This is a genomic window from Flavobacterium hydrophilum, assembly GCF_003202405.1.
GTDB classification, from domain to species: Bacteria; Bacteroidota; Bacteroidia; order Flavobacteriales; family Flavobacteriaceae; genus Flavobacterium; species Flavobacterium hydrophilum.
This window is the reverse complement of record NZ_QJHL01000001.1, coordinates 2,305,778-2,326,566: the sequence shown is the minus strand read 5'-3', so window position 1 is coordinate 2,326,566 and position 20,789 is coordinate 2,305,778. Positions and strand designations below refer to the sequence as shown.

At 33.2% G+C, this 20,789-nt stretch carries 25 protein-coding genes; 14 read left to right on the top strand and 11 right to left on the bottom strand.

What is annotated here, in order from left to right:
- The first annotated feature begins 25 nt into the window (after window positions 1-25).
- From hisD to hisIE, 9 genes are all read left to right on the top strand, one after another.
- The gene (gene hisD, locus DMB68_RS08975; RefSeq protein ID WP_110346262.1) at window positions 26-1,318 is read left to right on the top strand and encodes a histidinol dehydrogenase; all 1,293 of its coding nucleotides are present in this window, start codon (window positions 26-28) and stop codon (window positions 1,316-1,318) included.
- Window positions 1,319-1,406: 88 nt separating this feature from the next.
- Window positions 1,407-2,456 carry a histidinol-phosphate transaminase gene (gene hisC, locus DMB68_RS08970; protein WP_110346261.1) on the top strand — a complete coding sequence of 350 codons (1,050 nt, stop codon included), beginning with the start codon at window positions 1,407-1,409 and terminating at the stop codon, window positions 2,454-2,456.
- 135 nt (window positions 2,457-2,591) lie between these two features.
- Window positions 2,592-3,188: a hypothetical protein gene (locus DMB68_RS08965; RefSeq protein WP_110346260.1), complete on the top strand. Its 597-nt coding sequence runs from the start codon at window positions 2,592-2,594 to the stop codon at window positions 3,186-3,188.
- A 1-nt stretch (window position 3,189) separates the two neighbouring features.
- On the top strand, window positions 3,190-4,326 hold the full coding sequence (gene hisB / locus DMB68_RS08960) for a bifunctional histidinol-phosphatase/imidazoleglycerol-phosphate dehydratase HisB (protein WP_110346259.1): 1,137 nt from the start codon (window positions 3,190-3,192) through the stop codon (window positions 4,324-4,326).
- Window positions 4,327-4,406: 80 nt separating this feature from the next.
- The gene (locus DMB68_RS08955; RefSeq protein ID WP_110346258.1) at window positions 4,407-4,757 is read left to right on the top strand and encodes a nuclear transport factor 2 family protein; all 351 of its coding nucleotides are present in this window, start codon (window positions 4,407-4,409) and stop codon (window positions 4,755-4,757) included.
- Window positions 4,758-4,844: 87 nt separating this feature from the next.
- A complete protein-coding gene (gene hisH / locus DMB68_RS08950; protein WP_110346257.1) occupies window positions 4,845-5,426 on the top strand; it encodes an imidazole glycerol phosphate synthase subunit HisH in 582 nt (193 codons plus the stop codon).
- Window positions 5,427-5,554: 128 nt separating this feature from the next.
- Entirely contained in the window at window positions 5,555-6,280 is a 726-nt protein-coding gene (hisA, locus tag DMB68_RS08945) for a 1-(5-phosphoribosyl)-5-[(5-phosphoribosylamino)methylideneamino]imidazole-4-carboxamide isomerase (protein ID WP_110346256.1), read from the top strand.
- A gap of 115 nt (window positions 6,281-6,395) precedes the next feature.
- Window positions 6,396-7,151: an imidazole glycerol phosphate synthase subunit HisF gene (gene hisF / locus DMB68_RS08940; protein ID WP_031455346.1), complete on the top strand. Its 756-nt coding sequence runs from the start codon at window positions 6,396-6,398 to the stop codon at window positions 7,149-7,151.
- A gap of 101 nt (window positions 7,152-7,252) precedes the next feature.
- Window positions 7,253-7,849, top strand: coding sequence for a bifunctional phosphoribosyl-AMP cyclohydrolase/phosphoribosyl-ATP diphosphatase HisIE (gene hisIE, locus DMB68_RS08935; protein ID WP_110346255.1), 597 nt, complete (start codon window positions 7,253-7,255; stop codon window positions 7,847-7,849).
- Between the two features lie 62 nt (window positions 7,850-7,911).
- Here hisIE and DMB68_RS08930 read toward each other — a convergent pair whose 3' ends face one another.
- The 7 genes from DMB68_RS08930 to DMB68_RS08900 all read right to left on the bottom strand — a co-directional run bounded on the left by DMB68_RS08930 (window position 7,912) and on the right by DMB68_RS08900 (window position 13,062).
- A complete protein-coding gene (locus DMB68_RS08930) occupies window positions 7,912-8,844 on the bottom strand; it encodes a transglutaminase (RefSeq protein WP_110346254.1) in 933 nt (310 codons plus the stop codon).
- 19 nt (window positions 8,845-8,863) lie between these two features.
- Window positions 8,864-9,715 carry a substrate-binding domain-containing protein gene (locus DMB68_RS08925; RefSeq protein WP_110346253.1) on the bottom strand — a complete coding sequence of 284 codons (852 nt, stop codon included), beginning with the start codon at window positions 9,713-9,715 and terminating at the stop codon, window positions 8,864-8,866.
- A 106-nt stretch (window positions 9,716-9,821) separates the two neighbouring features.
- Complete coding sequence (locus tag DMB68_RS08920; RefSeq protein ID WP_110346252.1) at window positions 9,822-10,295, bottom strand: DUF4265 domain-containing protein; 474 nt, start codon at window positions 10,293-10,295, stop codon at window positions 9,822-9,824.
- 9 nt (window positions 10,296-10,304) lie between these two features.
- Entirely contained in the window at window positions 10,305-10,685 is a 381-nt protein-coding gene (locus DMB68_RS08915) for a VOC family protein (protein ID WP_110346251.1), read from the bottom strand.
- Window positions 10,686-10,736: 51 nt separating this feature from the next.
- A complete protein-coding gene (locus DMB68_RS08910; RefSeq protein WP_110346250.1) occupies window positions 10,737-11,606 on the bottom strand; it encodes a nucleoside phosphorylase in 870 nt (289 codons plus the stop codon).
- A 95-nt stretch (window positions 11,607-11,701) separates the two neighbouring features.
- A complete protein-coding gene (locus tag DMB68_RS08905) occupies window positions 11,702-12,034 on the bottom strand; it encodes a translation initiation factor (RefSeq protein ID WP_110346402.1) in 333 nt (110 codons plus the stop codon).
- A 77-nt stretch (window positions 12,035-12,111) separates the two neighbouring features.
- A complete protein-coding gene (locus tag DMB68_RS08900) occupies window positions 12,112-13,062 on the bottom strand; it encodes an isopenicillin N synthase family dioxygenase (protein WP_110346249.1) in 951 nt (316 codons plus the stop codon).
- A gap of 246 nt (window positions 13,063-13,308) precedes the next feature.
- Here DMB68_RS08900 and DMB68_RS08895 point away from each other — a divergent pair, with 246 nt between their 5' ends.
- Together DMB68_RS08895 and DMB68_RS08890 are read left to right on the top strand one after the other, a co-directional pair.
- Entirely contained in the window at window positions 13,309-14,058 is a 750-nt protein-coding gene (locus DMB68_RS08895; RefSeq protein ID WP_110346248.1) for a 4-hydroxy-tetrahydrodipicolinate reductase, read from the top strand.
- 147 nt (window positions 14,059-14,205) lie between these two features.
- Window positions 14,206-16,182 (top strand): alpha-ketoacid dehydrogenase subunit alpha/beta, encoded by a 1,977-nt coding sequence (locus DMB68_RS08890; protein ID WP_110346247.1) that lies wholly within the window; start codon window positions 14,206-14,208, stop codon window positions 16,180-16,182.
- Between the two features lie 69 nt (window positions 16,183-16,251).
- Here the strand turns inward: DMB68_RS08890 and DMB68_RS08885 are convergent, their stop codons facing one another.
- The 4 genes from DMB68_RS08885 to DMB68_RS08870 form a co-directional block, all read right to left on the bottom strand.
- Complete coding sequence (locus DMB68_RS08885; RefSeq protein WP_110346246.1) at window positions 16,252-17,223, bottom strand: quinone oxidoreductase family protein; 972 nt, start codon at window positions 17,221-17,223, stop codon at window positions 16,252-16,254.
- Between the two features lie 75 nt (window positions 17,224-17,298).
- Window positions 17,299-17,874 carry a Crp/Fnr family transcriptional regulator gene (locus DMB68_RS08880; protein ID WP_110346245.1) on the bottom strand — a complete coding sequence of 192 codons (576 nt, stop codon included), beginning with the start codon at window positions 17,872-17,874 and terminating at the stop codon, window positions 17,299-17,301.
- A gap of 20 nt (window positions 17,875-17,894) precedes the next feature.
- Window positions 17,895-18,356 carry a hypothetical protein gene (locus DMB68_RS08875; protein WP_110346244.1) on the bottom strand — a complete coding sequence of 154 codons (462 nt, stop codon included), beginning with the start codon at window positions 18,354-18,356 and terminating at the stop codon, window positions 17,895-17,897.
- Window positions 18,357-18,362: 6 nt separating this feature from the next.
- The gene (locus DMB68_RS08870; protein ID WP_110346243.1) at window positions 18,363-18,770 is read right to left on the bottom strand and encodes a glyoxalase; all 408 of its coding nucleotides are present in this window, start codon (window positions 18,768-18,770) and stop codon (window positions 18,363-18,365) included.
- Between the two features lie 258 nt (window positions 18,771-19,028).
- Here DMB68_RS08870 and DMB68_RS08865 point away from each other — a divergent pair, with 258 nt between their 5' ends.
- The 3 genes from DMB68_RS08865 to DMB68_RS08855 are packed head-to-tail and all read left to right on the top strand — an operon-like array spanning window position 19,029 to window position 20,760.
- Window positions 19,029-19,412 carry an acyl-CoA thioesterase gene (locus DMB68_RS08865; RefSeq protein WP_110346242.1) on the top strand — a complete coding sequence of 128 codons (384 nt, stop codon included), beginning with the start codon at window positions 19,029-19,031 and terminating at the stop codon, window positions 19,410-19,412.
- Window positions 19,413-19,428: 16 nt separating this feature from the next.
- On the top strand, window positions 19,429-20,325 hold the full coding sequence (locus DMB68_RS08860) for a hypothetical protein (RefSeq protein ID WP_110346241.1): 897 nt from the start codon (window positions 19,429-19,431) through the stop codon (window positions 20,323-20,325).
- The gene (locus DMB68_RS08855; protein ID WP_110346240.1) at window positions 20,326-20,760 is read left to right on the top strand and encodes a hypothetical protein; all 435 of its coding nucleotides are present in this window, start codon (window positions 20,326-20,328) and stop codon (window positions 20,758-20,760) included. It abuts the gene before it with no gap.
- Window positions 20,761-20,789 lie beyond the last annotated feature (29 nt).

Here is a 20,789-nt window from a genome sequence, read left to right as displayed (position 1 = left end):
AGCCTGAAGCTTAAAGCATAAAAAAATGAATAAAATAAATAACCCAAAACCGGATACCTGGTCAGAAATTTTAAAAAGACCTACGAAAACAATCGATGATATCGAAGTTACGGTTAAAGAAATATTTAAAGAAGTACAGAAAAAAGGGGATGAGGCCGTTGCAAAATACACTTCTATCTTCGACGGAATTGCTTTAGACAATTATGAAGTTTCTCCGGCAGAAATTGAAGAAGCAATTACTTTAGTTTCGGCCGAATTGAAAGAAGCGATTCAGCTGGCTAAAAACAATATTTATAAATTCCACTCAGCACAAAAAACAGAAAGAATCTCAATTGAAACGATTGAAGGTGTAAACTGCTGGCAGGAAAAAAGACCAATTCAAAAAATTGGTTTGTATATCCCGGGTGGAACCGCTCCTTTATTTTCAACGGTTTTAATGCTGGCTGTTCCTGCAGAAATTGCCGGTTCGAAAGAAATTGTGTTATGCTCACCTCCGGATAAAACCGGAAAAATTAATCCTGCAATTTTGTATGCTGCCAATTTATGCGGAGTAACCAAAATATTAAAAGTAGGAGGAATCCAGGCTATTGCCGGAATGACTTTCGGAACGCAGTCAATCCCGAAAGTATATAAAATTTTCGGTCCCGGAAACCAGTTTGTAACGGTGGCGAAACAATTGGCAACCCAGTTTGGAGTTGCAATTGATATGCCTGCAGGACCTTCAGAATTATTGGTTGTGGCTGATGATACAGCTGTTCCGGCTTTTGTTGCCTCAGATTTGTTATCTCAGGCTGAACATGGGGCTGATAGCCAGGTAATTTTAGTTTCAACTTCGAAAAAGCTTATTGCAGCAGTTGAAAAAGAAATTGAGATTCAGCTGGAAGAGCTGCCAAGAAAAGAAATTGCAAAAAAAGCAATTGCGAATTCTAAATTAATTTTTGTTGAAAACGATAAAATTGCTTTGGAACTAATCAATGAATACGGTCCGGAACACTTTATCATCTGCTCAGAATATGATGATTTTTATTGTAACGGAATTGTTAATGCAGGTTCTGTTTTTGTTGGAAATTATACTCCTGAAAGTGCCGGGGATTATGCTTCAGGAACCAATCATACTTTGCCGACAAACGGTTATGCCAAAAATTACAGTGGAGTAAATCTGGATAGTTTTATGAAATCAATGACGTTTCAGAAAATTTCAGAAAAAGGAATTCAGAATATTGGTAAAGCGATTGAAGTTATGGCAGAAGCCGAAGGATTGCAGGCGCATAAGAATGCTGTTACCTTGAGATTAAAGAGTTTACAACAAAGAAAATAGAAACAAGAAGCAAGATGAATGAGTATAAGGATAGATTTGAATCTTTATTCTTTCTTCTTAATTCTTTCTTCTCCCTAAAAATAAAACAATGAGTACCTTCGATATAAACACCATAATACGTGAAAACGTAAAAATATTAAAACCCTATTCTTCAGCTCGTGATGAGTTTGAAGATTTTGATACTGCCGAAATGATTTTTCTGGACGCGAATGAAAATCCGTTTCAGAATGGTGTGAACCGTTATCCGGATCCACAGCAGAATTCGGTTAAAGCAATTTTAGCCAAAAATAATAATGTAAAACAAAGCCAGGTTTTATTAGGAAATGGAAGCGATGAGGTTTTGGATTTGCTTTTCAGGGCTTTTTGTGAACCAAAGGCAGATAATATTATTTCACTGCCTCCAACTTACGGAATGTACAGTGTTTTGGCTAACATTAATGCAATTGAAAACAGGGAAGTTTTGTTGTCAACAGATTTTCAGCCACAGGTTGAGAAAATCCTTGATGCTGTTGATGATAATACCAAAATTATCTTTCTATGTTCGCCAAACAATCCAACAGGAAATTCTTTTTCAGATGAAAGTGTGGTGAAACTGCTGCAGAACTTTAAAGGTTTGGTCGTAATCGATGAAGCATATATTGACTTTTCGGAAAAAGAAAGCTGGTTGCAAGAAATGGATCAATACCCAAATCTGGTAATCACTCAGACACTTTCAAAAGCCTATGGATTAGCCGGAATTCGTTTAGGAATTTGTTATGCCTCCGAAGCTGTAATTTCAGTTTTAAATAAAATTAAACCTCCTTATAATGTAAACGAACTAACGCAGCAAAGAGCGATTGAACGTTTGAAAGATGGAGAAAAAATAAAACAGGAAATTGCTGCTATCATCGAACAGAGAGAAGAACTGCTTAAAGTTTTGGGAGACGTTGCTTTTGTTGAAAAAGTATATCCTACAGAAGCTAATTTTGTGTTGGCAAAAGTTGATGATGCCAATAAAAGATACGATCAGTTAATTGAAAAAGGAATTGTAATCCGCAACAGAACTACTCAGCCGTTATGTGAAAACTGCCTTCGTTTTACGATTGGCATTCCTGAGGAAAATGCTGTTTTAATTAAGGAATTGAAGTTGTTGAGTTAAGGTTTATTTAACCGCAAAGGACGCAAACATCACAAAATTAATAACACATAAAAACATTACCACGACTTAAAAATCGTTTAATTAATTTAATTTGTCCTTAAAACATATAGCAGAATAAAATAAACATCTAAATCTGTGGCAAAAAATAACACGAAGAAATTACTTTTTATAGTTAGCATCTTATTTTGCATAAATAGCTATTCGCAAAATGAAATTAATTGGGATGGAAAATATCAATTGAAAATATCCGATTTTCAATCACCTTCAACAAAAGTTGGGGATGTAAAGGTTAATAATTTTATGATGGTTATTGGTGCAGACCTTAATTTTGCAATGTCAAATATTGAGTTCATGTTCACCAAAAATTTTAATTCGAAGATAAATAATACATTCAAAAGAGAATCCTCATCAATAATTGCAGTTGATGATAAAAATGCACAAGCAATGGTATATTTGGGACAATATGGTTTTGATTTGTCTGAATTGTATGCAAGAAAATTACGTAAAAAAATATTTGAAGAGAAACGCACACTTTCAGATATATCTTTTTTAAAACCACTTTATTATGAGAATCAAAAAGAACTTAACGAATTGATTTCTAAAACTTCTAATGAGACTAATTTAGGTAGTGAAAAAGATAAATTAGAAAAATTACACGAACAAGTTTTAAAAGAAATAGAGGAGTTGTCAGATTTCTGTAAAGAATGTAAAACTCCTAAAAAAAATAAATAAAATGAAAAAAGTACTTTTTATCGATCGTGACGGAACGATTGTTTTAGAACCGGAAGGATATCAATTAGACAGTTTAGAAAAACTGGAATTTTACCCAAAAGCGTTTCAGTATCTGGCTAAAATTGCCAATGAACTGGATTACGAACTGGCAATGGTAACCAATCAGGACGGATTGGGAACGGATAGTTTTCCGGAAGATACGTTTTGGCCAACACAAAATTTTATTTTAAGAGCTTTTGAAAACGAAGGTGTTTTGTTTGATGATATTTTTGTTGACCGATCATTTCCTGAGGATAATGCGCCAACACGCAAACCAAGAACCGGAATGCTGACGAAATATATCGATAATCCAAACTATGATCTGGCAAATTCTTTTGTATTAGGAGATCGTCTAACAGATGTTGAACTGGCTAAAAACCTTGGTGCAAAAGCCATTTTCATGAACTTGACTGATGGCGCAGGAAGTACTGAAATTTCATCAAAACGTGAAGAATTAGATGAAACGATTATTTTGCAGACAACCGACTGGAAAACAATTTATGAGTTTTTGAAATTAGAAGCACGTTCGGCTTCGATTACCCGTAAAACACATGAAACAGATATTTTTATCAATCTAAATCTTGACGGAACAGGAAAAAGTAAAATCGATACGGGAATTGCTTTCTTTGATCACATGTTAGATCAAATCTCCCGTCATGGTCAAATGGATTTAGAAATTCTGGTAAAAGGTGATTTAGAAGTTGATGAACACCATACAATTGAAGATACAGCAATTGCGCTTGGAGAAGTTTTTGCAAAAGCATTAGGAAATAAATTAGGTATTGAGCGTTATGGTTTCTGTTTGCCAATGGATGATTGTTTAGCCCAGGTTGCCATTGACTTTGGAGGAAGAAACTGGCTGATTTGGGAAACCGAATTTAAACGCGAAATGGTAGGTAAAATGCCAACTGAGATGTTTTTTCATTTCTTTAAATCGTTCTCAGACGGTGCAAAAGCAAATATCAACATCAAAGCAGAAGGGGATAACGAACACCATAAAATTGAAGCGATTTTTAAAGCTTTCGCTAAAGCTATAAAAGTTGCCGTAAAAAGAGATACTGAGAAAATGATTTTGCCTTCGACGAAGGGAATGTTGTAAAAAAATGTTTCAAGTTTAGGTTTCACGTTCTGTTGAGTAACTTGAAACGTGGGGTCTGAAACAAATCAAACAAAAATGAAATGGACGCTAAAAAATTTGCCAAAGAATGGATTGATTCCTGGAATTCTCATGATTTAGACGATATCATGAAGCATTATTCGGAAGAAATTGAAATTACAACGCCAATGTTAAAACTGGCTGCAGGAATAGAAAGTGGCTCAATTCAGGGAAAAGAAGAGGTAAGGGCATACTGGGAAAAAGCGTTAACCAAAATTCCTGATTTGCATTTTGAATTGATAGAAGTTACATCAGGTATTGATTCGGTTGCACTTTATTATAAATCGGTTATGAATAAAATGGCAGTTGAAGTTATGTTTTTTAATGAAAACGGATTGGTAAATAAAATGATTGCTCATTATACAGATCTTTAGAAAAATTGTTTCAGGTTTAAAGTTTCAGGTTTCACGTTTTGTTGAGCAACTTGAAACTTTAAACTTGAAACCTGAAACAAAAATTAAATGAAAATAGTTATCATAAATTACGGCGCAGGTAATATTCAAAGCATCATGTTTGCTATTGAAAGACTTGGTTTTAAGGCTGTTTTGAGTAATAATCCTGAAGAAATTCAGTCGGCAGATAAAGTGATTTTCCCAGGTGTGGGCGAAGCGAGTTACGCTATGAAAAAACTGCAGGAAAGCGGTTTGGATAGTTTGATTCCAAAATTGAAACAGCCTGTATTCGGAATCTGTCTTGGAATGCAATTAATGTGCAATTCAACGGAAGAAGGTAACACAAAAGGTTTGGGAATTTTTGATGTGGATGTGATTAAATTTACTTCAAAAGTAAAAGTGCCACAGATGGGATGGAACCAAATCTATAATCTAAAATCAGATTTGTTTAAAGATATTGCTGAAAATGAATTCATGTATCTGGTACATAGCTTTTACGCTCCCAATTGTGCTGAATCTATTGCTACAACAAATTATGAATTGGAATACGCTTCGGCTTTGCATAAAAATAATTTTTACGGAACACAATTTCACCCTGAAAAAAGTGGTGATGTTGGAGAGAAGATATTGGAAAACTTCCTGAAAATATAAAGGTTTAAATTTCAATAGCAGTTTCAAATATCAATTAAAATATCAATTTTAAAAATCTGAAATCAAAAATCGTTAATCTGAAATCAAAACTTTACGACTTTTGACTTTCAAACTTTAAGACTAATAAAATGAGAATAATACCAGCCATAGATATCATTGAAGGAAAATGCGTTCGCTTGTCCAAAGGTGATTATGATACCAAAATAATTTACAATGAAAACCCGCTTGAAGTAGCGAAATCATTTGAAGCACACGGAATAGAATACCTGCATTTAGTAGATCTTGATGGTGCAAAATCAAGCAAAATTGTCAATTATAAAATTTTAGAGCAAATTGCAACACAAACCGGTTTGAAAATTGATTTTGGAGGAGGTTTAAAATCGGATGATGATTTGAGAATTGCGTTTGAAAGCGGTGCCAACCAAATTACTGGTGGAAGTATTGCCGTAAAAAACAGAACAATTTTCGAAAAATGGATTGCAGAATACGGTTCGGATAAAATCATTTTAGGAGCTGATGCAAAAGATGAAAAAGTAGCGGTTTCAGGATGGCTGGAAGATTCTGATGAAGATTTGGTTCCGTTTATTCAGGATTATCAAACAAAAGGAATTGAGTATGTAATTTGTACGGATATTGCAAAAGACGGAATGTTGGAAGGTCCAAGTTTTGATTTATATGCTAAAATTTTGGCTGAAGCTCAAGGAATAAAATTAATCGCTTCCGGTGGGATTTCAACTTTCGATGAACTCCCAAAATTAGCAGAATTAGGTTGTGAAGGAACTATAATCGGGAAAGCGATTTACGAGGGGAGAATTTCCTTAAAGCAATTGGAGGATTTTATAATTAGAAAATAAAACAATTGAGATAATGTGTCAATTAGAAAATTAGTCAATTATTTAGCGTATAGTTAAAATTATCTAATTATCTCATTTTCAAATTATCTAATTGTATAAATTGACACATTAAAGAATGTTAGCAAAAAGAATTATACCCTGTTTAGATATAAAAAACGGAAGAACCGTAAAAGGCGTAAATTTTGTAGATTTGCGTGATGCGGGTGATCCGGTTGAACTGGCTGAAATTTACTCGGCTGAAGGTGCGGATGAATTGGTTTTTCTGGATATTTCGGCAACGGAAGAGCGTAGAAAAACGTTAGTCAATATGGTACGAAGTGTGGCGGAGAAAATCAATATTCCGTTTACGGTTGGTGGCGGAATTTCGTCTGTTGAAGATGTTGAAATCCTTTTGAATAATGGTGCTGATAAAGTTTCGATTAATTCATCCGCAGTTAAAAATCCGCAATTGATTAATGACCTGGCTCAGAAATTTGGAAGCCAGTGCGTTGTAGTAGCGATTGATGCTAAACAAATTGACGGACAGTGGATCGTACATTTGGTGGGTGGAAAAGTTCCAACAGAATTAAATTTATTCGATTGGGCTGTAGAAGTGGCTGAACGAGGTGCAGGAGAAATATTATTCACTTCAATGGATAATGACGGGACTAAAAATGGTTTTGCAAACGAGGCTTTGGCAAAATTGTCAGGATTAATTAATATTCCGATTATTGCTTCGGGAGGTGCCGGAAATATTCAGCACTTTGTTGATTCTTTTAAGGTAGGAAAAGCAGATGCAGCTTTGGCTGCGAGTGTTTTTCACTTTAAAGAAATCGAAATAAAAGCGTTGAAACAGGAACTTAGGAAAAATGATATTGAAGTTAGACTTTAGAATAGAGTCAAGAAGAAAGATTTAAACAATAAAAACAACAATATAGAAGTTCGAATGTAGTTTTAACTTTAAGACTTTGGGCTTTACAACTTTAGACTAATATGGAAATAGATATTAAAAGCTCTCACGGATTGATTCCGGCGATTATTCAGGATTCAGAAACGAAAAATGTCCTAATGATGGGTTACATGAATGAAGAATCAATTCAAAAAACAATCGAAACCCAAAAAGTGACTTTTTTCAGCCGATCCAAACAAAGGCTTTGGACAAAAGGGGAAGAAAGCGGCAACTTTTTAAATCTGGTAAGTATAAAAAACGACTGCGACGGTGATACGCTTTTAATTCAGGCGAAACCTGTCGGACCAACATGTCACACAGGAGCAGATACATGCTGGCAGGAACCAAATGATGCTAATTATGGTTTTATTTCCGAATTAGAAAATACAATCAAAACCCGCAGAGAGAATGCTGATTCTGAGAAAAGTTATGTAGCTTCACTATTCGAAAAAGGAATCAATAAAATTGCTCAAAAAGTAGGAGAAGAAGCGGTAGAAGTAGTTATTGAAGCCAAAGACGATAACGATGATTTATTCCTGAGTGAAAGTGCTGATTTGCTTTTTCATTACCTGATTTTATTACAGGCAAAAGGATACCAGTTAAATGATGTAATTGAAGTTTTGAAGAAACGTCAGAAGTAGTTTCAGTAAATCGATTAAAAAAAGCCTGTCAGAAACTTAATCCCTGACAGGCTTTTTATTTTTTAATTAAGCGTTAAAGCCCCTAAAATTTCTTCGTACATAAAAGGACCTCCGGGGTATTTGGCAGTGTAATCCAGATTCATCCAGACCTGACCGCGTTCGTCGATATGATAATGAATTATCTTTCCCTTACTTTCTTTTACAAAAAGCACATTTTTAATCAGGTAATTGACTTTTTCAAGATCGATTAAAGAGCCAATCAAAATTTCAGGATAAATATGGCCTTTCGTATGAATTAACCTTGGTGTTCCGCCAATGGATCTTACAGCTGCAGCCATCAAAATAGAATGATCGTCACAATCTCCCGAAAAATATTCTAATGATTCACTCGCTGTAGCAATATAATCGCCTTCTTTTGGGTCATTAACGTAATTCCATCGATCATTGATTTCCTTAAAAACAGCAAAACACTGAATGATGGTTCTGTAATCAGAATATCCTTTTATACCTTTAAAATGCTTCGTAGTAGACATGATAGCAAAATTTCGAACTTTTGGATCCTGATACTCTATTGCATTGATAATTTTTGTTTTATTAGGAAATGGAAGCAGTTTTGCCACAATTATATCTTGTGGAAACGGATTATCAGACATGGTGTAAATCATCGAATTATAGTCTTCGGAGATTTCAGTAAAGCCATAGTTTCCAATCACGCTTCCGTAAAATAAAACCAATAAGTAAAGGACAATACAAATGATGATGATGGTACGCAACAACATCAACAGAAAAAAAAGAACAGTAAAAACGATTATAAAAATAAAAACACGATCTAAATTAAAAGGCCATTTCAGGTCAATCAGGTTTTGATGCAGTATGATAAAAACCGGAATCGTAATCAAAAGACTAAGTACCATAATAATAATCCTATCCCAGGGAGATTTTACCTGTAGTTTGGATTTTAATTGCGGAAAGTCAATTTTTGGAATTTTTATCATAGCTATTAAAAGCGGTGTTTTACATCACTTTTACGGTTTCAACAAAAGTACTTTTTTTATCAATAATACCCAGATCAAATAACTGATTTTGAATCTTAATAAATGCTTTTTCGGTTAAATTTTTTTGTGACCATTGTGTCAGTTTTAGCCATTCCTGTATATCTTCCAGTTTTTGATTGAAAATATCAGCTAATGTCTTGTCAATATCCGGAATTTGTGTAAAATCACGTGTTGTACTGTTGATAATATCAAGGATTTTCTCGACGATTTTTGGATTTTTTTTCAAAAATTCATCACGGACCGTAATTACAAACGAAGGCCATGGAGTTGGACAATCATCTACACGTCTGAAAATTCCCTGATCCACAAGAGGCTTGGTCATAAAACGCTCCCACATAAAATAATCAGCGGTTCCGTTTGTCAGCGCTTCAACAGCTCCATCTATAGTATTGATAATTTCGAAATCTAAATTATCAGTTTCCCAACCCTGTTCATGTGCATTTACATAAGCCATTAATTGAGATCCGGATCCTAACCTTGAAATTGCAACTTTTTTATTTTTGAGATCCTTTATTGTATGAAAATCAGATTTTGCAGCTACATGAATTCCCCAGATTAAGGGAGACTGCACATAAATCTGTACAATTTTACTCGGATTTCCGGCAACGATATCTTTTATAATTCCTTCGGTTAAAATTACAGCAATATCAGCCTCGCCATCACGCAGCATCTGGCACATTTTGCCTGTGCCTTCCGGAATATTTTTCCATTGTAAATCAATATTTTCAGCTTCAAATTCACCATTTTCAATGCAGAGTTGCCATGGCAAATTGAAGTGTTCAGGAACACCTACAATTTTTACAGTTTTCATTTGGTTTTAAGTTTAAGTTAAGTTGTTTGGGTATGTTTTTTTTACTTTTTAGATTTTTTAATTATTAAATTTTAAAAATTATCTCATTATCAAATTGACACATTCTCTAATTCTTCAATAAATCTGTTCTGTGTTTTTCTGAAAGGCACGGCTCGGCAAATTCTATAATTTCCTGCAACTCGTATTGATTTAAAAGGTTTTTTACAATCGAATAATCTGTAACCTTTAAAACTTCTACTGCAAATAAGGTTTCGTTTAATCCTTCTGAAGCACAATTAATAGATTTTAATTCTTCTCTTATTATTTCCTTATCAAAACCTTTTTCCAGAATTACAACCTGAAGTATTGAATTTCCAAAGCTTTCTATAGTTTTTCTGTAGACCAGAGTTTCTTCATCTGCGTCAAATTCGGCATAGAAAATGTCATCTGTGGCAATTAAAGGACCAAAAAATGGTATATTATCCAATTTGAAGATTCCTTTTTCTAAATCAATAATTTCTGCCCACATAGTTTCTACAACTGTATCTTCTAATAAATCACTATAATATCTAAATAGGATTTTTGTATGTGTTTCTGCCATTTTTTAAATTTAATTTGTTGCTTTTAGATCTGATATTACAATGTGATAACCATCCGGATCCAGGAACATTTGTCCATTTTCATTCCAATATGGATTTTTTGCAGTTATCTCTGGAATATTATTCTCTAAAAGACTTTCAAGCACTGTATTATATTTTTTAATTGTATCCGGGTAAAGTACAATTATATCATCTTCGTCAAATTTATGATTCGCTTCTGTTTCAGATTGGGTGAATTCAAAATGCCAGTCTGAATCAGGTTTTCCGATAAAAACACCATCATAATTATTATGATTTTGAAAACCTCCCAAACGCTCGAAAGCCAATATATTTATATAAAAATCTTCAATTTTCTTTAGATCGTTAGTATGCCGGGCAACTCTTAAAATCATAGTTTTAATTTTAAACCAATTATCTAATTTTCAAATTGATTAATTATCCAATTATTTTCCAGTTAATTTATTCAACGTATAAACAATAAGTTCATCAACTGCTTTATACGGATCTTCACTAAAAGTTCCCGAGGCACGATTCGCAATAATTGCATTTAATGACAATGCATTGTGACCTAATAAAGCCGAAAGGCCATAAATGGCAGCTGTTTCCATTTCTAAATTGGTAATTCGGTTACCGTTGAAATTGAAATTATCCATTTTGTTGTTTAATTCTTCATCCTGAATGTTCAAACGCAAAACACGTCCCTGAGGCCCGTAAAACCCCCCGGCTGTAGCGGTAATTCCTTTGAATATTTTATTAGATTCGATAATTTTTTCTAATGTTTCAGAACAAGCAATTGCATAAGGCCTTCCTTTTCGGATATCCCAATTAGTATGCATGATAAAAGCATCTTCAATAGCATTGTGGGAAACTTCATCAATCAGATAGGAGCGCAGCATATTGTCTAGTCCTAATCCGAATTTAGACATTACAAAGCTGCCTACGGGAATATCTGCCTGCAAAGAACCCGAAGTTCCAATTCGGATAATATTTAATGAAGTCAGATTTTTTTTTGGTTCACGGGTTTTTAAATCGATGTTGACCAAAGCGTCCAATTCATTTAATACAATGTCAATATTGTCAGGACCAATTCCGGTTGACATCACTGTAATTCTTTTGCCTTTGTAAATTCCGGTTTGGGTCTTAAATTCTCTTTTTTGTGTTGAAAATTCAATAGAATCAAAAAACTGAGTAATTTTCTCGACTCTGTTTTGATCGCCCACAAAAATTATATCGTGTGCTATATGTTCCGGACGAAGGTTTAAGTGATAAACGCTTCCATCGGGATTGAGTATTAATTCTGATGCCTGGATCATTTTTTTGAGTTGCTAAGGTTTTGAGTTTTTGTTTCAGGTTTAATGTTTCAAGTTGTAGAACTGAAACTTTAAACCTGAAACAAATTTTAAATTATTTATCCGCCAACACGTTTTGTTTTAAAGCCTTTTTCTTTTAAAATTGCCATGATTTTATCACGATAATCTCCCTGAATAATGATTGAGTCATCTTTAAAAGTTCCGCCTACGCTTAGTTTGGTTTTAATTTCTTTAGCCAGAATTTTAAAATCTTCATCAGATCCTTCATAACCTTCTATGATCGTGGTTGCTTTTCCTTTTCGTTTTTCAAATTTACAAATCATAGGTTCTTTCTGAATATAAAGTACGTGATCTTCCTGCGGAACTTCTTCAGGTTCATTTGATTCAATATGATCGGGAAATAAATTTTTAAGTTGGTCTTTAAAGTCCATTGTGTAATTTTTTTTTGAAATTAAAAAGACATCAAGCATACGCTCAATGTCTTTTATTATTCTTGTAAATTTAAAGATTATTTTTTTATTAAACCTAAATCTACTAAGCGTTCGTATAGATAATCCCCAGCCGTAGTATCTTCGAATTTTTTAGGATTTTCAGCATCAATACAGTTTTCTAAGCAATCCAGTCGCATATCACTAACAGGATGCATGAAAAAAGGAATGGAATAACGTGAAGTTCCCCATAATTCTCTAGGTGGATTAACTACCTGATGAATAGTTGATTTTAGTTTATTGTTGGTATGTCTTGACAACATATCGCCCACATTAATTACTAATTCATCATCCTCAGCAATAGCGTCAATCCATTCTCCATCATGATTTTGAACCTGAAGCCCTTTACCCTGTGCACCCATTAATAAAGTAATTAAATTAATGTCCCCGTGTGCAGCTGCACGAATTGCATTTTCAGGTTCAGAAGTAATTGGGGGATAATGAATAGGTCTTAAAATAGAGTTTCCTTCTTTTGCATATTCATCAAAATAAAATTCATCAAGACCAAGATGCAATGCCAAAGCTCTTAAAACATAAACGCCTGTTTTTTCAAGCATTTGATAGGCTTCTTTACCCACTTCGTTAAAACGCGGTAATTCTTTAACTTCAACATTGTCCGGATATTCTGAGGCCCATTTCGAATCCTTGTCAACGTACTGGCCGAAATGCCAGAATTCTTTCAAATCTCCCTCTTTACGTCCTTTAGCATGCTCTTTTCCAAAAGAAACATACCCTCTTTGGCCGCCTATCCCGGGAATTTCATAACTATGCTTGGTTTCTACTGGCAAGGCGAAAAATTTTCGGATTTCGCCATAAAGTTCGTTTACCAATTTGTCATCTAAGAAATGACCTTTTAGGGCTACGAAGCCAATGTTTTCAAATGCACTGCCGATTTCATTTACAAATTTTTGTTTACGTTTCGGGTCGTCCGAAAGGAAATCACGTAAGTCTACACTAGGAATGTTTTGCATACTTTACATTTTTATTTAAGAAAAAGGTTTCAAACCTTCTATAACAAAGGTAGAGAATATTTTAGTTTTGAATTTTAAAATTTATTATAAAATTGAGTTTTTCATGTAATAATTTAACATTAAAAAGCAAAATCACAATTTGAGTAAACTTTAATTTCAAGGTCATTTTGCTTTAAAAACATGTTAATAATTCTGAAAAACACAGATTTTTAAATAGAAAATTCTATTTTTATAAAAAAGAGCATTATGGAAATAGGACTAATCGGATTTGGAAAAACAGGAAAAGCTGTGGCTTCAGTTTTATTGCAGAACAAAAAAATTACTCTTAAATGGGTGATGAAAAGAAGTTCTACTTTGGAGAATCGCACTACTGCAGAATATCTGGGAATTGATTCTAATGAAACAGGAAAAATATATTCCAGTGAAACAACTCCCATTGCAGAACTTTTAGACAAACAGCCTGTCGATGTAATAATTGACTTTTCTTCAGCCTCCGGAATTTATAGTTATGGGGAAGAAGCCAGTATTCGAAAGATAAAAATCATCTCAGCAATTTCTCATTATTCAAATAAAGAAAAAGAGTTTTTAAAATCGCTTTCAAAACTTACAACTGTATTTTGGAGTCCAAACATTACACTTGGTGTCAATTATTTATTATTTGCCTCTAAATTTTTGAAGAAAATTGCTCCATGGGTTGATATCGAAATTATTGAAGAACATTTTAAGGGAAAAGACGGTGTTTCTGGAACTGCACTTAAAATTGCAGAAACACTGGATTTGGAAGAAAATGATATAAATTCGGTTAGAGCCGGTGGAATTGTAGGTAAACATGAAGTTGTTTTCGGGTTTCCTTTTCAAACAGTCCGATTAATTCATGAAAGTATTTCACGTGAAGCTTTTGGCAGTGGGGTTGTATTTGTAGCCGAAAATTTAAAAGATAAAGAAGAAGGATTGTATAATTTTGAAGACATATTGTCTCCTTATTTTGTGGCTTAAAATAAATTTTATACTAAAAATTACCTGTCATAGTCTGCATTTCTATTTTTAGCAGAACTAACCAAAATTGTTTGAAAATGATTTATTTAACTTTTGGTTTTGAATTGTTAAATTTTAATATATTTGGAATACTAAAAACAGAACCAAATGATCTTTTACAGACAAGACTTAACCGATGCTCAACTATTAGATTTATATAAAAAACTACTAAAACCCCGTTTAATCGAAGAAAAGATGCTCATCCTGATTCGGCAGGGAAAAGTATCAAAATGGTTCTCCGGAATTGGGCAGGAAGCAATTGCGGTTGGTGTTACAGCTGTTTTAGATGAATCTGAATATGTATTGCCAATGCATCGAAATCTCGGTGTTTTTACTTCAAGAAATATTCCGCTGCATCGATTGTTTTCGCAATGGCAGGGAAAAGCAAATGGTTTTACAAAAGGAAGAGATCGTAGTTTTCATTTTGGAACTCAGGAATATAAAATTATAGGAATGATTTCGCATTTGGGACCTCAACTCGGAATTGCAGACGGAATAGCCTTAGCGAATAAACTTCAAAATAATAAAAAAATCACTGCTGTTTTTACCGGAGAAGGTGCAACCAGCGAAGGGGATTTTCATGAAGCTTTGAATATAGCTGCAGTATGGAAGCTGCCTGTAATGTTTATCATTGAAAATAACGGTTACGGACTTTCGACACCAACAAACGAACAATACTGCTGTGAAAATTTAGCAGACAAAGGTATTGGTTATGGTATGGAAAGTCATATCATTGATGGAAATAATATTCTCGAAGTTTATAATAAACTCTCGAAGCTGAAAAAACAAATGCAGGAAAATCCGCATCCTGTTTTACTGGAATTTAAAACTTTTAGAATGCGAGGCCATGAAGAGGCGAGCGGGATAAAATATGTTCCACAGGAACTAAGAGATGAATGGAGTGAAAAAGATCCGGTTACAAATTATCGGAAATTTTTGACAGAAACAGGGGTTTTGACTGCAGAATTTGACGAGCAGCTTCACAATGAAATTAAGCAGGAAATAGATGAAAATTTAGCTATAGCAAATGCAGAGCCTGAAATTGTGCCAACTTATGAAAATGAATTAGAGGATGTTTATAAGCCTTATCAACATGAAGAAGTTAGCCATTCATCAGAATCTCAAAACATTCGTTTTATAGATGCCATTAGAAAAAGTTTGGAACAATCTATGAAACAGCATGATAACCTTGTTATTATGGGGCAGGATATAGCAGAGTATGGAGGAGCCTTTAAAATAACAGATGGTTTTGTTGAGTTTTTCGGAAAAGCTCGGGTTAGGAATACCCCAATTTGTGAAAGCGCAGTTGTTTCCACCGGAATGGGATTGTCAATTAACGGCTATAAAGCAATTGTTGAAATGCAGTTTGCAGATTTTGTTTCAACCGGCTTTAATCCAATTGTAAATTTATTAGCTAAATCACATTACCGCTGGGGAGAAAAAGCCGATGTTGTAGTACGTATGCCTTGCGGTGGCGGAACGCAGGCAGGACCTTTTCATTCGCAGACAAATGAAGCCTGGTTTACCAAAACACCGGGATTAAAAATAGTTTACCCGGCCTTTCCTTATGATGCCAAAGGTTTATTAAATACCTCAATAAACGATCCGAATCCGGTTTTGTTTTTTGAGCATAAACTTTTGTATAGAAGTATTTATCAGGATGTTCCAAATGATTATTATACTATTCCGTTAGGAAAAGCAGCATTGATAAAAGAAGGTAAAAGTATTACTATTATTGCTTTTGGAGCCACCGTTCACTGGGCATTGGAAACGTTGGAGAAGAATCCGGAAATAGAAGCAGATTTAATTGATTTAAGAACTTTGCAGCCTTTGGATACCGAAACTATTTTTGCATCGGTTAAAAAAACGGGTAAAGTAATCATTTATCAGGAAGATACTTTATTTGGCGGAATTGCCAGCGATATTTCAGCTTTAATAATGGAACAATGTTTTGAATATCTGGATGGTCCTGTAAAAAGAGTAGCGAGTTTAGATTCTCCGATTCCGTTTACAAAAGCTTTGGAAGATCAGTTTTTGCCTAAAAATCGATTTGAAGGGGTTTTAAAAGAATTGTTAGCATATTAATTCAGCTTAAAATTAAAGGTTTGACAAGATTGAGATGCAAAAATCCCAGTTTGTCAAACCTTTCTTTATTTAGATTACGACTAAAAGCCGCTTACCGTCTGAAATTTCTTTATTCCACATTTTTTCAATATCGATTAAACTCACCTCCTCAATATTTACGATCAATTTATTTTGAGCTGCCAATAGAAACATTTCCGGAAGTATTTCTGAAAAAAGCAGTTTTATTTCTTCCTTAGTCCAGCTTCCTAAACCCGAACCTGATAATTGAAGGTCGACACTTCTTAAAATCCCTGATGATAATTGAATATTGTCGCCTGACATGGAACCAATTGAAACAAATCGAACTTTATTTGTAAATGCCCCGTTTCCTTTTAACGCTGAAAAAATTAATTCTGCAGAGTGACCCCATAAATAATCCAGAATAATATCTATTGGAGTACTTTGATGAATTTCTTTAAGTTGACTGAGGATAGTTTCATCATCCTGTTTAAGAGAAATGGTTTTGCTAGCCCCTAACTCTAAAAGGTTTTCAAGTGTTTTTTTGTTTCTTCCCGTCACGATTATTTTTTTTGCACCGCAATATTTAGCAATCTGCACTGCCATTTGTCCGGTAAATCCGGTAGCTCCATTTATTAAAACCGTTTCTCCGGGTTTTATTCCGGCCCTAAATCGCAATGCCATCGCTGAGCCGGCAACCGCATTTGGCATTGCCGCTGCTGTGGCATTACTAATTCCTTCAGGTAAGGGAACCATTCTGTTTTTTTCAATAATTGCCTTCTCAGCAATTGTTCCCGTAATTCCTCTTGCGTAAACCCTTGTGCCATCTTCTAATAAACCAACACCGTCACTTCCTATTACGGTTTCGTTTTGATTTTGATTTTCAGATGAATAATGTTTTCCACTCGCTTTTGCTTTGTCCAGATTGGTAATGGCAACCGCTTTTACTGAAAGTAAAATTTCGTTTTCATTTTGTGGAATGGGTTCTGCACATTCTGCATATTTTGGCATTTCGCCTTTTTTATAAATTACCGCTGCTTTCATAAGTTTAAATTTTATGATACAAAGCTAAATAGCAGTTTAAAGACAGACGATAACATTTGTTATCAAATGATCCGATTATTTTTTCTGAAGTAATTTGCTTTTTATCCGGCTTAAATGAACTGTACTTACACCAAGATAAGAAGCAATATAATGCTGTGGAACACGCTGAATAATTTGAGGATTTTCCTCACTTAAATTTAGATATCGCTGAGCAGGAGAATCTTTTATAAAAGAAACAAAATGGTGTATATAATCAAATGTACGCTGAAAAAGCCTGTTAATAAGATGATCTCTTAATTCCGGAATTTCCTTAATTTCTTCGAGGATGATATCTACATCACTTTTATGGATCCACCATAAAACAGAAGGTTCAATGGTTTCAACAAATACGGGGCTTGGAAGTTTTTTAATAAAACTTTCGATAGAAGCAACGCTTTGGTTTTCGAAAAAAAACTGAGTAGTAAGATCCTTACCGTTATTGTTGAACCAGACCCGTATACAACCTTTCTCAATTATAAAAAGTCTTTTTGAAATTTCTCCTTCTTCTAAAAGTATTGTTTTTGCAGAAACTTCAAGGCGTTTGAAATAGCTTGTATATTCGTTCCATTTTGAATCGTCAAGAGGGAATTTATTTCGAAATTGGTTGAACATTATTGATTATTTTGAGGTATTTAATCAACGGAAACCCCGGTTTCAATTGAAAGTATATGCATTATTATTTGATCTGAAAATTCTAAATTTTCATCGTTTAGCTCAAGTGTCATTTTAGAAGAAATACTAAAAATTTTCTTTTTTAGTTCAGCTATTTTAGTGTCCCGGAAATAATAATTATAATTGAATGAAATAAAGTATTTTGAATCAACTGTTAAATACTTATCAGTATTAAAAGTTATGGACCTGCTATTTATTTCATTTATGAATGGGTTCAGAGATTGATTTTGAAATAAAATTTTATAATTGGATTTCATAAAAAACGACCTGCATTTTAATTCTAAAAGCAAATCATCATTTTGATTGTAAATATTTATAATTCTATTGATCCAATTAAATTTTACAACTGAATAAAATAATAAGTTTCCATCCTGATAAACAAAAAGACTTTGCCGCCCTTTTTGTATTATTTCTAAAATCATCTAAAATTATTTAAAATCTGATTCCAATTCAAACAACTGTACCTGGCTTTTCAATCGGTCAATAAGTAAATTCATCATTCGTTTATTTAAGTCGGAAGAATTCTTAATATAAGTTTCATATTCTTCAACACTAAAAAGGGCCATTATAATTCCTTTTAAAGAATTTCTGAATTTAATATCTTTTTGAATGGAATTTTCTATGGTCTGCAGTTTTTTTTCGACAGTGTAAGAATAAAAATCTGCCTTGTTTTTATTGACATAATTAATGAAAACAGCAATGAACAAATCGTTCTGAAGTTTTAAAATGGGTCTAATGGTTTGATTTTGAAATAACTCATCAGCAGATGACTGAGTGCTGATAGTTCCTAAAGTTTCGCCTCTGAATTCTTTTAAAAAAGTGTCTCTGTCTGTCATGGTTTTTCTTTAAAATTATAAAAATATCTCTTATAAAAATACCTTTCCCGGATTTAGTTACTGACAAAATCTACAAAAAATAAGTTCATAAATTAAAATATTTCATTGACTGTAATTTTAATATTTTGGACTTTTAAAAATGATTTTTAAAATAATTCAGCAGCAAATTTTCGAATTATTGAAATCTTATGGATTAATAAAAAAACATAATTCGATTATGGGAGTAAAAAACTATTTTTACCCGTATAAAATAAAAATATGAGATTCCATACCAGAAAATGGGTTAAGCCCCAGGATTTAAATCCGAACGGAACTTTATTTGGCGGACAGCTTTTAGCCTGGATTGATGAAGAGCTTGCTTTGTATTCGATTGTACAATTAGAAAATCCGAGAGTCGTAACTAAACACATGTCCGAAATCAATTTTAAAAGTTCTGCCAGACAAGGAGATATTGTAGAAATTGGGATTGATGTAGTGAAATTTGGAACCACTTCTTTAGTACTTAGATGTGCCGTAAGAAACATGATGACCCGCGAAATTATCATTACAATTGATCATACAACAATGGTTAATTTGGGTGAAGACGGAAAACCAAAACCACACGGTAAAACTCAAATTGAATTTGTAAAGGACCGTTTGTAAAATTCAAATTTGATACATGTTGCTTACGATTAAAAATCTCAATATAAATAAATTAATTGTTTTATTTTTCTTTTTTACTTCCATTGCTTTTGGACAAAGAATGGCAATAGGGAATCAGGAAAATCAAATTAAAACATATCAATATGTTTTGGAAAATTTCGATTTTATAAAAAAGAATAATAAAGAAGAAATGATTTATGTTGATTTAATTTTTAATAAATATCATTTCATTCAATCGGCAACCTATTATTCCTGTAAAAAAGAAGATTTTAATGTGGAAAATAAAGTAATAACCAAAGTGCCTTTTGAACTAGATGAATTTATTAAAAATTCATTCTCATTTTTTTTAAATGATATTTTTTTTAATAAAAGTAACGGTGAAGGCGGTTATACTTTCTTTATACCTTTAGATAAAAAGAACCTTAAACTTGCCATAAATAACATCAATGAAGAAAAACAAAGATTAGCAAAGGAAACCGATATAGTGGGGGTAATTCCAAATTCTAAGTTCAATTTGCAAATCAGTAATTTGTATTTTTACAGAAAAAAAACGGCAGAAAGGAAAATTGAAAGTCAATTAAAAGAATTCAATTCTGAATTAATAGAAATTGCTCCAGATTTGTATTTCGTTTTTAGAATAATTAAAACAAATCAGTTTAATACAAACATGTCAAAAGATTATTTTGAATACAAAATTATGTATTTGAAAGGCACATCATCAAAATTGTATATCAGTAATCGAAGTGAAATGTTCAGAAATGAAATTGAAATTGATGAAGTGCCAACATCTGGAGGGAATGACAATCTCTCCGATTCCGTTTGCTCTGATGAAGATGAAGACAATAGTTATGATTCCATATTTCAAAATTTTAAATTTAATCTGAAAATTCAGTTTACAAATTCACCGAAATAAATGCGAAAAGAAACTTTATTATTTATTGTTGTTGTATTTGGTTTTTTAATGTCCTGCAATTCTAAGGAAGAAAAAGACAAATACAAATACAATTATATTGTCTATCAGGCTGTAAATAATAAAGACACCGCAATTTTGGCTATTCAAATAAACGAAAAACGTTTTTACGGGCGTTATGAACGATCATATTACAGAAATGGTAAAGATTCCGGAGATGTAAGGGGAGAAGTTAAAGGAGATACTTTAAGAGGGGATTTTCATTATATATCAAATGGAGGTGGTTGGAAAAGGGAGCCTTTGGCTTTATTAAAAAAAGAAAGTAAACTATTTTTAGGAAACGGTGTAATGGGAACTTATATGAGTCTTCCGTGCTTTTTGCCGGGAACTCTTAATTATAAAAACCCGGAGTATGTTTTTAAAGAAGCAAAAAAATAGTTTCAGGTTTCAGATTTTATAAAGATGTT

Bases quoted from the DNA above. Each gene is read 5' to 3' on its own strand.
- DMB68_RS08860 (WP_110346241.1), top strand. From the start codon at position 19,429: ATGTTGCTTACGATTAAAAATCTCAATATAAATAAATTAATTGTTTTA.
- hisC (WP_110346261.1), top strand. From the start codon at position 1,407: ATGAGTACCTTCGATATAAACACCATAATACGTGAAAACGTAAAAATA.
- DMB68_RS08920 (WP_110346252.1), bottom strand. From the start codon at position 10,295: ATGGCAGAAACACATACAAAAATCCTATTTAGATATTATAGTGATTTA.
- DMB68_RS08855 (WP_110346240.1), top strand. From the start codon at position 20,326: ATGCGAAAAGAAACTTTATTATTTATTGTTGTTGTATTTGGTTTTTTA.
- hisH (WP_110346257.1), top strand. From the start codon at position 4,845: ATGAAAATAGTTATCATAAATTACGGCGCAGGTAATATTCAAAGCATC.
- DMB68_RS08905 (WP_110346402.1), bottom strand. From the start codon at position 12,034: ATGGACTTTAAAGACCAACTTAAAAATTTATTTCCCGATCATATTGAA.
- DMB68_RS08875 (WP_110346244.1), bottom strand. From the start codon at position 18,356: ATGATTTTAGAAATAATACAAAAAGGGCGGCAAAGTCTTTTTGTTTAT.
- hisF (WP_031455346.1), top strand. From the start codon at position 6,396: ATGTTAGCAAAAAGAATTATACCCTGTTTAGATATAAAAAACGGAAGA.
- DMB68_RS08955 (WP_110346258.1), top strand. From the start codon at position 4,407: ATGGACGCTAAAAAATTTGCCAAAGAATGGATTGATTCCTGGAATTCT.
- DMB68_RS08880 (WP_110346245.1), bottom strand. From the start codon at position 17,874: ATGTTCAACCAATTTCGAAATAAATTCCCTCTTGACGATTCAAAATGG.
- DMB68_RS08915 (WP_110346251.1), bottom strand. From the start codon at position 10,685: ATGATTTTAAGAGTTGCCCGGCATACTAACGATCTAAAGAAAATTGAA.
- hisA (WP_110346256.1), top strand. From the start codon at position 5,555: ATGAGAATAATACCAGCCATAGATATCATTGAAGGAAAATGCGTTCGC.
- DMB68_RS08895 (WP_110346248.1), top strand. From the start codon at position 13,309: ATGGAAATAGGACTAATCGGATTTGGAAAAACAGGAAAAGCTGTGGCT.
- DMB68_RS08930 (WP_110346254.1), bottom strand. From the start codon at position 8,844: ATGATAAAAATTCCAAAAATTGACTTTCCGCAATTAAAATCCAAACTA.
- hisIE (WP_110346255.1), top strand. From the start codon at position 7,253: ATGGAAATAGATATTAAAAGCTCTCACGGATTGATTCCGGCGATTATT.
- DMB68_RS08925 (WP_110346253.1), bottom strand. From the start codon at position 9,715: ATGAAAACTGTAAAAATTGTAGGTGTTCCTGAACACTTCAATTTGCCA.
- DMB68_RS08900 (WP_110346249.1), bottom strand. From the start codon at position 13,062: ATGCAAAACATTCCTAGTGTAGACTTACGTGATTTCCTTTCGGACGAC.
- DMB68_RS08890 (WP_110346247.1), top strand. From the start codon at position 14,206: ATGATCTTTTACAGACAAGACTTAACCGATGCTCAACTATTAGATTTA.
- DMB68_RS08870 (WP_110346243.1), bottom strand. From the start codon at position 18,770: ATGACAGACAGAGACACTTTTTTAAAAGAATTCAGAGGCGAAACTTTA.
- DMB68_RS08885 (WP_110346246.1), bottom strand. From the start codon at position 17,223: ATGAAAGCAGCGGTAATTTATAAAAAAGGCGAAATGCCAAAATATGCA.
- DMB68_RS08865 (WP_110346242.1), top strand. From the start codon at position 19,029: ATGAGATTCCATACCAGAAAATGGGTTAAGCCCCAGGATTTAAATCCG.
- DMB68_RS08910 (WP_110346250.1), bottom strand. From the start codon at position 11,606: ATGATCCAGGCATCAGAATTAATACTCAATCCCGATGGAAGCGTTTAT.
- hisB (WP_110346259.1), top strand. From the start codon at position 3,190: ATGAAAAAAGTACTTTTTATCGATCGTGACGGAACGATTGTTTTAGAA.
- hisD (WP_110346262.1), top strand. From the start codon at position 26: ATGAATAAAATAAATAACCCAAAACCGGATACCTGGTCAGAAATTTTA.